A 12,731-nucleotide genomic window follows, 5' to 3' on the forward strand; every position below is an offset into this window, starting at 1 on the left:
AATGGCTTACAGCCACCTGGGCAGGGCGCCGTCGCTCCATTGTTTGATGCGGGCGCTTTTCTGGGCGTAGAAATGGCGCATTCGGGTTAGCAACAGGTAGCAGTAAGGCACCAGAAACAGGCTGGTAACGGTGGAGAACAGCAGCCCGCCGATGATCGCCAGCGCCATCGGGGTGTAGGAGGGGCCGCCGCCGGCCAGTCGGGTATCGTTCAGCGCCAGCGGCACCAGACCCAGCACCGTGGTGGCTACCGTCATCAGCACCGGCCGCAGCCTCGATCCGGCAGCATCGACAATGGCTTGCTTCAGCTTGTCGATGTCCGGTTCCCGCTGATTGATCTGATCCACCAGCACGATGCCGTTGTTGACCACCACCCCCATCAAGATCAGGATGCCGATCATCGCCATCATCGACATGTCCTGACCGAGAATAAAGAAGGTCCAGAAGACCCCGGTGATGGAGAATAGGATTGACGAGATCACCGCCGTGGGCAGCAACAGCGACTCAAACAGCGCCGCCATTACAATGTAGATCATGGCGATGGCCAGCAGCATGTTGGTGATCATTACCGCCTGGTCGTCCTCTTGCTGGCGGAATCCGCCGCCAAACTGGTAGTCGTAGCCCTCGGGCCAGTGCAATGAGTCCAGCACCTGAGTCAGGGCCGCCTTGGCTTCATCCATCGAGCTGTCCTCGACGTTGCCGCCGATGGTCAGGGCCGTCTGGCGATTGTAGTGTTTGATCTCTTGCAACCTGGGTTCCAGAGTGATGCTGGCCAGCATCTCCAGGGTATAGACCCGGTTATTATGTCGAGCCAGCGGCAACTGCTTCAGTCGTTGCAGTGACTGGCGCCACTGCCGGTCCCAGGCCAGGAAAATCTGCACTTCGCCACTGGGATCGTGGCGGAAGGATCGCAGGTTGTCGCCTCTGACGGCCAGCGCCACGGTCTGAGCCGCATCGGCCATGTCAATGCCGAGCCGCGACAGTTGTTGGCGGTCGAACTGTACCTGAAGTTCATACTGACCACTGTTGATGTCGGAGCGAACGTCCTCGAGGCCGTCGATGTCCTGAAACAGCGGCACCAGTTGGTCGGCCAACTCCATCAACACCGTGGTGGAGCGTCCGGTGAGGGTGACCCGCATGCCGGCGTTGTTGCCGCCATTCCAGCCAAATTCCGGGTTGGCGTCGGTCAGCCTCGGCATGTTGTCGCGAATGGTCTGCTTAATGGTTTCGATGTCCGCTGGCAGGGTTTCCTTCATGATCAGGGTGGTGGCGACGTTATCGGTGGCGTAGTAGCTGTAGACACTGTCAAACCCCAACTGTTGCTGATTGGCATACAGGTACTCTTCCACCCGGTTGACCATCCCTTCGGTGACGGCCAGGGCGTGCTGGCCTTCCAGGTGGTAACGCAGATAAAGCCGATCTTCGGCGTCGTCGTCGTCGGCCATGTTGACCTTGCTGACGGGCAGGGCGGTGCTGGCCAGGATCAGCAGGGTGATAAGGCCGGTGGTTTTTGGCCAGTTCAGACACCAGCTTAGGGCGCGTTGATAATGGCGTTGGCCCTTGGGGGCATTGTGGGAGCCGAGACGAATGCGGCCAAGCCGGGACAACAGCAGCGGCAGCAGGGTCTTGGCCAGCAGCAGTGATGCCAGCAGTGAGATGCAGATGGCGATGGCGACGTGTTCCAGGAACATGGTCATCTGCACCTTGATGCCAAAGATATTGGGCAGGAACACGATGATGGTGGTCAGGGTGCCGGCCAGTACCGCCAGGGCCACCTTGTTGACGCCATCAAGTATCGCCTGATGGCGATCGCCATCGTCGCGGTGTTCCTGGGCTTGCAATACCGACTCGGTGACCACCACCGAGTTGTCGATGAGCATGCCCACCGCCAGCAGCAGCCCCATCATCGACAGGATGTTGAGGGTATAGCCCATCAGGTACATGGCAGCCAGGGTGATGGCGATGGAGATTGGTACCGACACCACGATCACCAGGGTCATGGCCACGTTGCGCAGGAACAGAAACAGCACACCGAACGACAGTGCCGCGCCCACCAGGCCCGCCATCAGCAGATCATGCAGCGAGCTTTTGACCCCCTTGGCCTGATCGTCCATGGAGAACAGTTCGATGCCGCGAAACTGCGGATTGGCGTTGGTGGCATCGATGACCTTGGTCACCCGGGCGGCGACCTCCACCAGGTTGGCGCCGGACTCCTTAAAGATGTCCAGGCCGATGGCATAGGCCCGGTTGAGGTGGCGGCCATCGATGCGCTCCGGCAGGGTGTAGTCGATGCTGGCCACATCGCCGAGGCGAATGTTGGGCGCCAGAATCAACTGCTTGATCTCATCGAGGCTGCGAAACTCCCCCTTGGGCGACAGTTGCCACAGGGTTTGCTGGGTACGCAGGTTACCGCCGCTGATGACAAAGTTTTCTTGATTCAATCGTTGTTGCAGCAGTGAGGCCGGCACGCCACTGGCGGTAAGCCGATCCGGATCGATGCGAATCTCGATGCGCTGTTTGTCGACGCCGTACAGGGTCACCTGAGACACGCCGGGCAGGCGTTCCAGTGGCCGTTTCAGTTGTTTCTCCAACAGGTCGTAGGCACCGCTGAGATCCCGTTCGGAAGAGATCCTCAGGGTGTAGATGGGCATGTCGGCGGTGGAAAACTGACGCAATAGCACCCGCTCTACGTCCTCGGGCAACAGGTGGCGCACCGAGTCCAGCCGCTCGCGGGCTTCCACGGTTTTGGTGGCCAGGCTGCTGCCCCAGTCAAACTCCAGCTCAATGAAGGCGCCGTTCTCGGTCGAGGTGGAGCGCATCGCCTTGACGTCGCTGAGGGTGGCCAGCGACTCCTCCAGCACCGAGGTGATGCTGCGCTCCACCTCCTGTGGCGACGCCCCCTGATAGGGCACCTCTACCATGATTTCTGGAATGTCGAGACCGGGAAACATCTCCAGCGGCAGCAACCGGCTGGAGACGATGCCCATCAGCAGCATGGCGATGAAGGCCATGGACACGGTTACCGGTCGCCTCAGGGCCAGGGCGGTCAGGTTACTGGTCATGAGCAGCCTCCGTGGCAAAGTGTTTGTTGTCGAACAGGCTGTAGAGCACCGGCAGCACCACCAGCGTCAGCAGGGTCGACAGCAGCAAGCCGGCGATGACGGTGATTGCCATCGGTGCGCGCATCTCGGCGCCGTCGCCGAGGCCAATCATCATCGGTGCCAGTCCCAAGGTGGTGGTCAGGGTGGTCATCAGGATCGGTCGCAGTCGAGAGTGGGCGGCATCCTGAATCGCCTGCGCTTTATCCAGGCCGCTGCCGCGCAGTTGGTTGATGCGATCCACCAGCACGATGGCGTTGTTGACCACGATACCCGCCAGCATGATCAGGCCGATAAAGACGATGACCGAGATGTGGGTGCCGGTGAGCCACAGGCCGTAGACGCTGCCGGCCAGAGCCATGGGCACTGCCACCAGAATCAGCAGGGGATGCAGCAGGGATTCAAATTGGCTGGCCATCACCAGGTACACCAGAAACACGGCCAGGGCCAAGGCGATGTACAGCGAGTTGACCGAATGCTCCATCTCCTCGTTCTGGCCGCCAAACTGAATGCTGGTGCCGGCGGGCAGTTGCAGCTGTTGCAGCAAAGCGGTGGCATCGGCTACCGCTTCCTTGAGGGAGCCAAAGCTGAGGTTGGCCGAGACGATGGCCACCCGCTGCTGGGCGATGCGGTTGATGGCCGCCGGGCCAATCTCTTCGCTGATGTTGGCGACCGCGCTGAGGGCAATGGGGTGCTCCGAGCCCGGGTTGACGATCAGGCTGGCCAGGTCGTCCATTTGATCCCGCTGGTTGGGCAGGGCTCGCACCAGGATGTCGATTTTGCGATCGCGCACGGTGTAGCGGGAGGCCACGCTGCCGCCGATCACCGATGCCACCCGGTTGGCGACGTTTGGCGCGGTCAGTCCCAGAGTGGCTAACTTGCTGTGGTCAAAACGCACCGTCAGCTCCGGTTGCCCCTCTTTGAGGCTGTTTTGCACGTCTTTGAAGCGGCCGGACTGACCCAATACTTGAGCCACCATCAGGCTGGCCTGTTTCAGCTGCTGCAGGTCGTAGCCGCTGATCTCAAGTTCCATGGGGGTTTTAAAGCTGAATAGCTCCGGCGACTGGGCGGTGTACTCCAGATCCGGAATGCGACTGGCGACGGCACGAAGCTGGGCCATGATTCTGGGCTGAGCGCCGGCATTGGCCAGTACCACCTGCAGGCGGCCCCAGTTTTCGCCGCCGATCTGTGAGGCGGAGCTGAGCAGGCCGCCGCTGCCGGCCTGGGAGTAGACTTGCTCCACATCGGCATCGTCGACAATGGCCGTGGCCAGATGGTCGAGCACCCGGTCGGTGTGGCCGACTTCGGTGCCCGGTGGCAGCTGCACCTCCAGATAGAACTCGCCCTGATTCATTGGCGGAATCAGCTCCATGCCCAGTTTCGGCACCAGGGTGACGGCAAATCCGGTGATGGCAATGGCCAGGGCCAGGGTCAACCAGCGGGCGGACATCGCCAGCCTCAGCATTCTCGGGTAGCACCAGGTCAGGCCGGCGTAGAGGGCATTAAAGGCCCACAGGATTGGCGTGAACAGCAGTCGTGCGACTCGGCGCAGCAGCCGGCTTAGCATCAGGACCAGGGCGATCAGCAGGTTCGGCAGGTAGGAGAACAGCAGCACAAATGGAAAGCTGAATACCGTGGCGGCGCGCTGGCGCACCAGCCCCAGCCGAGTATCAGCTCGGGGTTTGGGGGCCGTCGGTGCTGGCGGGCGCAGGGTAATGCCCTTGCGGGAAGAGAGCATCGGAATGGCGGACAGGGCCACCAGCAGTGAGGCGATCAGGGCGAAGGCCACGGTCATGGCCTGATCCGCAAACAACTGGCCGGCGATGCCGTCGACGAAGATCAGCGGCACAAACACCGCCAGAGTGGTCAGGGTGGAGGCGATAATGGCACCGCTGACCTCTTCGGTACCGGTGCGGGCGGCTTGCTGCAGGTCGTCCCCCAGGGCTCGGCGGCGGTCGATGTTTTCCAGCACCACGATGGCGTTGTCCACCAGCAGCCCTACCGCCAGGGCGATGCCGCCCAGAGACATGATGTTGAGGCTGATGCCGGCGAAGTACATCAGGTTAAAGGTGGCGATCACCGACACCGGGATCGACAGCGAGATGATCAACGTGGGTTTGAGTTCGCCCAGGAACAGGAAGATCACTACCATGGCCAGCACCGACCCGATCAGGGCGGCACTGGTCACCTCGCTGACGGCACTTTCGATAAAGCGAGATTGATCGTACAGCAGAGTGATGGGGTAACGGCTGTCGGGCTGCAGTTGCTCGAGCTTGCGTTTCAGGGCCTGGGCCACCGCCACGGTGTTGGCATCGCCCTCTTTGTAGATGGCCAGTTCCACCGCTTCCTGGCCGGCAGAGCGGCTGATGTTGTCGCGCTCCTTGAAACTGTCCTGAACCTCGGCAATCTCAAACAGCCGCACCTGGCGCTGGCCGTCGCGGTAGACGATCAGTTGCCGCAGCTCGTCCAGGTTCTGGAACTGATTGAGGGTGCGGATCAGCAGTTCCTGATCGCCCTCGGTGAGTTTGCCGGCGGACAGGTTGATGTTTTCATTGCGGATACGTTCAATCAGCTGCTCGACACTGAGGCCAAGCTGGGCCATTTTCTGCTGGTCGATGAGGATCTGTACCTGCTGCTCCAGGCCTCCGGAGGGGCGCACCGAGGCCACACCGGGAACGGTTTCCAGGGTGCGTTTGAGCTCCTCTTCGACCCAGGTGCGCAGTGTCACCAGGTTGGCCTGGGCGCTGTCCTCGGCGGTGACCGCCAGCCGGACGATGGGATCCAGATTGGGGTTAAAGCGCAGGATCAGGGGTTTGTCGACGTCCAGCGGCAGTTGAATGGCATCGAGTTTTTCCCGGCTGTCCAGGGCCGCCAGGTCCATGTCGGTGCCCCATTCAAACTCCAGCAGCACGTCGGATAACCCGGCCCGGGAGGTGGAGGAGACCTTGCGCAGCCCTTTGACGACGCCGATGGCTTCCTCGATGGGCTTGCTGACCAACTGCTCCACTTCGGCGGGGGCGGCGCCGGCGTATTGGGTGCGCACGGTGAGGGTGGGGTAGCTCATGTCAGGCAGCAGGTTGACCGCCAGGCGGCTGAAGCCCACCAGTCCGAACATCACCACCGCTAAAATGAACATCCAAACGGTGACCGGCCGTTTTACTGAGGTATTAATGATTCCCATAATGCCGAACCCTTAGCGCTGGGCCAGTTGCAGAGGCTCGATCACTTCGACGTGGGCGTCCTCTTTCAGTTGATGCTGACCGCGGACCACCACTTTGTCCTGCAGGCTTAGGCCGGACAGGATCTCGATGCGGCCTTCGTCTTCAAATCCCAGCTCAACCTGGCGTCGATGGGCTTTGCCTTCTTCCACGACGTACACCGCATGGCCCTGATCCTGACGCAGCAGCGCGGTTCTGGGAATCACCAGAGCATTGTCGTGGCTGTCGTATTTGAGCTTGGCCTTGGCAAACATGCCGGCTTTCAGCTGTCCTTTATCATTGGGCACCGTCAGGGTTACCTTGAAGGTGCCGGTGTCGCTGTCGACGATGGGACTGATGCGTTCCACCTGCGCCTCAAAACGCTGATCGTTGGCCCCGAGGATCAACTGGGCCAACTGGCCTTTGCGCACCTGGCTCAGCTCCTGTTCCGGCAAGTACAGGATGCCGTGCAGTTCATCCTGACGCACCACGTAAAACAGCTCTTTGTATTGCTCGGCCATGTTGCCGCGCTTGACCAGTCGCTTGGCCACCACGCCATCGAAGGGGGCCACCGCCCTGGACTCTTTCAATTGCAGTGCCGCCAGATCCCTATCGGCGATGGCCGACAGGCGACGGAACTCCAGTTTGGCCATGGTCTCTTCGCTCACCAGTTGCTTGTTGGCGATTTTTTTCAAACGGTTCAGTTCTTGATCGATGACGTCCAGTTCGGCCTGAGCCTTATTGAGGTTGTAGCGGTAGCGCTCGGACTCAATGCTGGCCAGCAATTGGCCGGCGACCACCTTGTCGCCCTCTTCGACGGCGATGTGGGTAATGATGCCGGGGACCCGACTGACCACCATCGCCTCTTCCGGCGCTTCTAAGATGGCGGTAGAGCTGTAGTAGGAAGCGACGGTGCCGGTGACCACATCCCGGGTCTCCACCGGCAGGGTGACGATGTTCTGGTCGGTTTCGCTGGTCTGGGCCGTTTCGGTGGTGTCGGCGCCGGTGTCGTTGGCAGGAGCCTGGCCGCAGGCGGTCAGGGTGAGGATCAGAGACAGGGCAGTCACAGACAGGCGGCAATTCATAGCACGGTTCCTTGGTTGCTGAAGTCGAACGTTAGCGTCGGAAATGCAGGCTCTGTGCCAAAGTTATGAGGCTTTTTAAATCAATGGGTTAGCCGATGAGGATGCCAGGATATTGGTGGGGTTAACAAGATGTTGCGGCAATTGACTAACTGTTGGTGAGTTTGCTAACTGGTTGGTGCACTGGCCAATGACGGGCGCCGGTGCCGCCGCCACAACTCGGTGCCGATAACGGCAGCCAGCCCTCCCCATATGAGTACAAAGCCGAGCAGACGATTGGGGTGGCAGGTCTCGTCAAAGATCCACACCGCCACCAGGAACTGCAGGCTGGGGTCGTAATACTGCATCAAACTGAAATGACAGAAACTGATCCGCTTCACTGCGTAGTTGACCAGAGTCACCGCGGTCAGAATCAGGCCACCAAAGCCGAGATGATAGGCAATCTGGGCACCGTCCCCTTGCTGCAGCACCGAGTCGCCGTTGAGCCACAGGTAGCCCAGATACAGCAGTGCCGGCGGCAGCACCACCAGCTGTTCTAAAGACAATGACGTCAGGGTATCCAGTTGTACCTGTTTTTTTAAGGCGCCGTAGGCGGCAAACAAACCGCCGAGCACCAATGCCAGCACCACGCTGTCGGCATGACTGTGGAACTGGATCACCACGGCCACCGTTGCCAGCATCAGTGCCAGCAACTGTATGCGGCTGAGGCAGTCGCGAAACACCACCACAGCCAGCACCATCGACAGCAGCGGTGATAAAAACTGCCCCATGCTGGCGGCCAGAATCTGGTTGTGGCTAAAAGCCCAAGTGGAGAGCATGCCTCCGGCGCCCAGTAACGGGGCCGCCAGAGCGCAGCGCAGCAGTGCCGGCCGATGATGGCGACAGGCGTCCAGGATTCGCTGGCTTTGTCCTTGCCACTGCATTAGTGACAACAGCAGTACGGCACTCAATACGATGCGCAGACTGATAAGTTCAACCACGTCGGCACCGGGCATCAGCGGCAGATACAGGGGCATCAGGCCGAAGATGCTGAAGGCCACCAGCAGTGCCAGCTTGGGGATCATGACATCCACTCCTTGAATAGCAATCGGTAAACCCTATCACCCCTGTCGCTGGTAAGGGGGGTGCAATGGAAAAACTTTGAACCTCATCGGCGGATTTAGTGTGACCAGGGTCTAAGGGTGCAGCCGTCGTTTCCGCCGCTGCTGAGTCAGGGCTTCCACCGAGCACAGCAACAGCCCCAGCCAGATCAGGCCAAAGGTGACGGCTTTAACTTGATCAAACACCTCGGCAAACAGCACGGTGGCCAGCAAGAACTGCAGGCTGGGTTCGATGTATTGCATCAGCCCTACCATGGTCAGCGAGGTGCGGTTGATGGCCAGAGTGAACAAAATGAGCGGCGCCAGGGTGATGGGACCCGCGCCAAGATACAGCAGCAGGGTGCTGGTGCTGCCGCCAAGGGACGATAAGCCTGAGGTGGCCTGAGCGTACAGCAGAAACGCCAGTGCCGGCGGGGTTAACAGTACCGCCTCCACCGCCACCGAGGTCAGGGAGTCATAGCGGATGTACTTTTTTACCAGTCCATACAGAGCAAAAAAGCAGCCCATGAGCAGAGAGATCCACGGCAATTCGCCATATTGATAGACTTGATAGCCGATGCCCAGGGTGGCCAGTACCACCGCAATACACTGTGCCGGCGACAGCCGGTCGCTCAGAAAGAACACCCCCAGGGCGATGGCAACCAGGGGGTTGATGAAAAACCCCAGGCTGGCAGCCAGTACCTGTCCGTGAGTGAGGGCGTAGGTAAAGCTGTACCAGGAGACGCACATCAACAGGGAAGCCAGCAGGCATAACCCCAGGGAGCGACGATCTGCCACCACCGCCGTCAGTGGCATCGGCTTGCGACTCAGCAATCGAATCAGCAGCAGCATCACCGGCACCGAGGTAATGATGCGGATCGCCAGCAGCTCATTCATGTTGGCCTGGGGCAGAAAGTGGTAGTACAGAGGCAAAATGCCCCATAGAACAAAAGACAATGCCGCCAAGGCATTGCCAGTCCGGGCTTGGCTCATGGTGATTTCAGATACGTGCAGTTCGGGAAGGGCGTCAGTGTATCTTATTGCTGGTGAATGAGGGTAGCGTCAATGATGCCGTTGCGAGCCGACTCGCGAACCCGGTTTTCGGCTCAGGGACCAATGACTCAGGTTTCACCGAATTGGCTTGTGTTTAAGGGCCTGCAGCTGTTTGAGTTTGGGTTCCAGTTCGCCGGTGATGGCGTCTTTGAGCATCACCCAGTCGGCCAGCAAACTGTAGAAGGGGTAGCTAAAGGTGGCCGGACGGTTTTTTTCAAAACCAAAGTGGCCTGCCCAGGCAAAACCATAGCCAATCAGCGGCAGTAGCAACAGCAGCAGCCATTGACCCGAGGCAACGGCAATGCCGGCGGTCAATAACACCAGTGTCGAGCCGATGTAGTGCAACACGCGGCAGCGGCGATCTTGGTGCTCCCCTAAATAGAAGGGGTAAAATTCCTGAAATGAGGTGAATCGCTGTTCCATAAACCCGTTCTGACTAAAAGTTAATCAGAACAGGTTTATCATGACTGCATTCAGGAGGCAAGGTCCGCCTGGGCACGCAGCACGTCGAACCCTTCCGCTTGCAGCATTTCGGTCAGGCGAATCAATGGCAGCCCCATTAACGTATTGGGATCGCGGCCGCTGAGACGGTCGAACAGGGCGATGCCCAGTCCTTCGCTCTTAAAGCTGCCGGCACAGTTATAAGGCTGCTCGGCATTGAGGTAGGCGTCAATCTGCTTCAGGCTGAGGTTTTTGAAGTAGACCTTGAAGGTTTCCACATCCACCTGGCTCTCACCGGTGTCGGTGTTCAGCAGGCACAAGCTGGTATAGAAGGTGACTTTCTTACCACTGGCGGCCTGCAGTTGTTCGACGGCGTTGTCGTGGGTTCCGGGTTTACCCAGAATCTCATCGTCGATGACGGCAACTTGGTCGGAACCGATGACCCAGGCATCGTTGTGGCTCTGGCCAGCGGCGCGGGCTTTCGCTTCGGCCAGGCGCATCACCAGTTGGTAGGCGGTTTCATCGTCCAGTGGGGTTTCATCGACCTCAGGCTTTTCACAACGGAAAGGAAGATTCAGTTTTTCGAGAATCTGGCGTCGAAAAGGTGAGGTGGAGCCAAGGATAAGCGGCTTTTTCATGATGACACTTCAAAAGTTGATACAAATTTTCAGGCCGCAAGACTAGCAGATGAGATTCGAAATCACCATAAGGGCGAATGGTGGGTTTTTGATCTGGTTCAATGCCGGGGCAAACTTCGATAGAAAATGGTCACAGATTCGGCCGAATTGGATTCTGAGGGGCCATTTTACCCGCTTTGTGATCGGCCTCGGCAACAGGGTCAGGAGTGAGAGCGGGGTACTGAATAGGGACAAAAGAGGCGATCAGTGGAATCGACCGGGTTGTGGTGATGTTGATGTGGCGAGTAAACTAAGGCGGGGCGCTGATTACAGCGTGTCCGAATGGGAACTCAGGGTCTAAAATATTCTTTGACTCTGTGGAACTCAATCTATAAACTGCGCGCCCTATGCAGAATGTTCAAATTCCGGTATCGCTCGACCCAAAACGAGCTGCTCAACGGGGTCTTAGCTATGAAGGTATCCTTCGAGCCAAGCACCTGAAGCGTTTGATTGGTGTGAGTTCCGGCGATTGCACTGATGCTGAAGTGTCCGTTGAATGCGGCACTGACATCCAGGGGATAGTCTACCTCAAGGGGAAGGCTGTGACGGAGCTCACTCTGACGTGTCAGCGCTGTATGGAAACTTTTCAGCATCCTATCGCAGTTGAATTCGCATACAGTCCTGTGACCGACGATTCACAGGTCGAAGAGCTCCCGGATGCTTACGATCCCGTCGAACTCAATGAGCACGGCGAGATTAGACTACAGGAATTGGTGGAAGACGAGTTGTTGTTGGCCGTACCGATGATGCCTATGCATGATCTGGCTGATTGCAGCCGTCCTGAAACTGAGATCGTCGTGGGTGAATTGCCACCCGTCAGTCCTGAAGAAGAGCGTCCGAATCCCTTTGCGGTGTTACAAAACCTTAAAAGTAAGTAATTAGGAGATTGGGGCCATGGCCGTACAAAAAAGTAAAGTGACTCGTTCACGTCGCGGTATGCGTCGTTCACACGATGCTCTGTCTGAGTGTCAACTGTCTGTAGACGCGACTTCTGGTGAGACTCATCGTCGTCACCACGTGACTGCCGACGGTTACTACCGTGGCAAGAAGGTAATCAACAAGTAAGTTGATGCCATCTTGACTCATCTAACCCTAGCGTTAGATACCATGGGGGGCGATCACGGCCCCCATGTGACAGTGCCTGCAGCTTTGCAGGCGCTGTCGGTTTATTCCGACCTGCATCTTATTCTGGTGGGCGATCGCCCCGAGATTCTCTCTCTGTTACGTCAGCATCATGCGTCCGAATCCGTTCGGTTGCAGATTTTGCATGCCGAGCAGGTGGTGCAGATGGGCGACAAGCCCTTGCATGCCCTGCGGCGACTGAAGCAGAGTTCGATGCGGTTGGCGTTGGACCTGGTGGCCAATGGCCAGGCCAACGCTTGCGTCAGTGCCGGCAATACCGGTGCACTGATGACCATGGCTAAGGTGGTACTCAAAACCCTGCCCGGGGTAGACAGGCCGGCTTTAGTCAGCGCACTACCCAGCATGCATGGACAGCCGGTCTACCTGCTGGATCTGGGCGCCAACGCCTGTTGCGACTCGGAAGCCCTGTTTCAATTTGCGGTCATGGGGGCCGTATTGGCGGAACAGGTCGCGGACAACCCCAATCCGAGAGTGGCCCTGCTTAACATCGGTACCGAAGAGATCAAAGGTAACGATCAGGTTCAGCAAGCAGCAAGGTTGCTGCAGAGTACTCCCCACATCAATTACACTGGCTTTGTCGAAGGCGACCGAATCTTTACCGGTGACGCGGACGTGATCGTCTGCGATGGCTTTGTCGGCAACGTCACTCTTAAAACCACCGAAGGGATCGCCCGCCTGCTGATGCACCAGATTGCACAGTCGGTGAATCAGAATCTGGTGGCCCGCTGCTTGAGCTGGCTGCTGAAAGGGCGATTAAAAAAGCTTTTTTTGCAAATGAACCCCGACCACTATAACGGTGCTAGTCTGTTAGGATTGCGCCATATTGTGGTAAAGAGCCACGGGAACGCCGATGAGATGGCCTATTTGCGTGCCATCGAAGAGGCCATAACGGAGGTTCAAAGGCAGGTGCCTGGCAAAATCAAAGCTCGACTCGAGTCGGTGCTACTAGAAAAATCCTGTTGA

The 12,731-nt window shown here is 58.5% G+C and carries 10 protein-coding genes; 3 read left to right on the top strand and 7 right to left on the bottom strand.

The window, feature by feature from the left end:
- Nucleotides 1–6 precede the first annotated feature (6 nt).
- From J8Z22_RS06700 to J8Z22_RS06730, 7 genes are all read right to left on the bottom strand, one after another.
- Entirely contained in the window at nt 7–3,060 is a 3,054-nt protein-coding gene (locus J8Z22_RS06700) for an efflux RND transporter permease subunit (RefSeq protein ID WP_252009617.1), read from the bottom strand.
- Nucleotides 3,050–6,277, bottom strand: a complete 3,228-nt coding sequence (locus tag J8Z22_RS06705; protein WP_252009619.1) for an efflux RND transporter permease subunit — start codon at nt 6,275–6,277, stop codon at nt 3,050–3,052. Before J8Z22_RS06705 ends, J8Z22_RS06700 begins: the two co-directional genes overlap by 11 nt.
- A 12-nt stretch (nt 6,278–6,289) precedes the next feature.
- Entirely contained in the window at nt 6,290–7,378 is a 1,089-nt protein-coding gene (locus J8Z22_RS06710; RefSeq protein ID WP_035415955.1) for an efflux RND transporter periplasmic adaptor subunit, read from the bottom strand.
- Between the two features lie 164 nt (nt 7,379–7,542).
- On the bottom strand, nt 7,543–8,439 hold the full coding sequence (locus J8Z22_RS06715; RefSeq protein ID WP_028113719.1) for an EamA family transporter: 897 nt from the start codon (nt 8,437–8,439) through the stop codon (nt 7,543–7,545).
- A gap of 111 nt (nt 8,440–8,550) precedes the next feature.
- Nucleotides 8,551–9,447, bottom strand: coding sequence for an EamA family transporter RarD (gene rarD / locus J8Z22_RS06720; protein WP_252009621.1), 897 nt, complete (start codon nt 9,445–9,447; stop codon nt 8,551–8,553).
- A gap of 135 nt (nt 9,448–9,582) precedes the next feature.
- Nucleotides 9,583–9,930 (bottom strand): DUF962 domain-containing protein, encoded by a 348-nt coding sequence (locus J8Z22_RS06725; protein ID WP_051252760.1) that lies wholly within the window; start codon nt 9,928–9,930, stop codon nt 9,583–9,585.
- Nucleotides 9,931–9,980: 50 nt separating this feature from the next.
- Nucleotides 9,981–10,586 carry a nucleoside triphosphate pyrophosphatase gene (locus J8Z22_RS06730; protein WP_028113717.1) on the bottom strand — a complete coding sequence of 202 codons (606 nt, stop codon included), beginning with the start codon at nt 10,584–10,586 and terminating at the stop codon, nt 9,981–9,983.
- Between the two features lie 386 nt (nt 10,587–10,972).
- Between J8Z22_RS06730 and yceD the strand changes: the two genes are divergently transcribed.
- From yceD to plsX, 3 genes are read left to right on the top strand one after another with little or no spacing between them, the layout of a single operon-like run.
- Nucleotides 10,973–11,503: a 23S rRNA accumulation protein YceD gene (yceD, locus tag J8Z22_RS06735; protein WP_252009622.1), complete on the top strand. Its 531-nt coding sequence runs from the start codon at nt 10,973–10,975 to the stop codon at nt 11,501–11,503.
- A gap of 16 nt (nt 11,504–11,519) precedes the next feature.
- On the top strand, nt 11,520–11,690 hold the full coding sequence (gene rpmF, locus J8Z22_RS06740; RefSeq protein ID WP_084144486.1) for a 50S ribosomal protein L32: 171 nt from the start codon (nt 11,520–11,522) through the stop codon (nt 11,688–11,690).
- 12 nt (nt 11,691–11,702) lie between these two features.
- Nucleotides 11,703–12,731, top strand: a complete 1,029-nt coding sequence (gene plsX, locus J8Z22_RS06745; protein WP_252009623.1) for a phosphate acyltransferase PlsX — start codon at nt 11,703–11,705, stop codon at nt 12,729–12,731.

It is taken from the genome of Ferrimonas sp. SCSIO 43195, assembly GCF_023716685.1.
GTDB classification, from domain to species: Bacteria; Pseudomonadota; Gammaproteobacteria; order Enterobacterales; family Shewanellaceae; genus Ferrimonas; species Ferrimonas kyonanensis.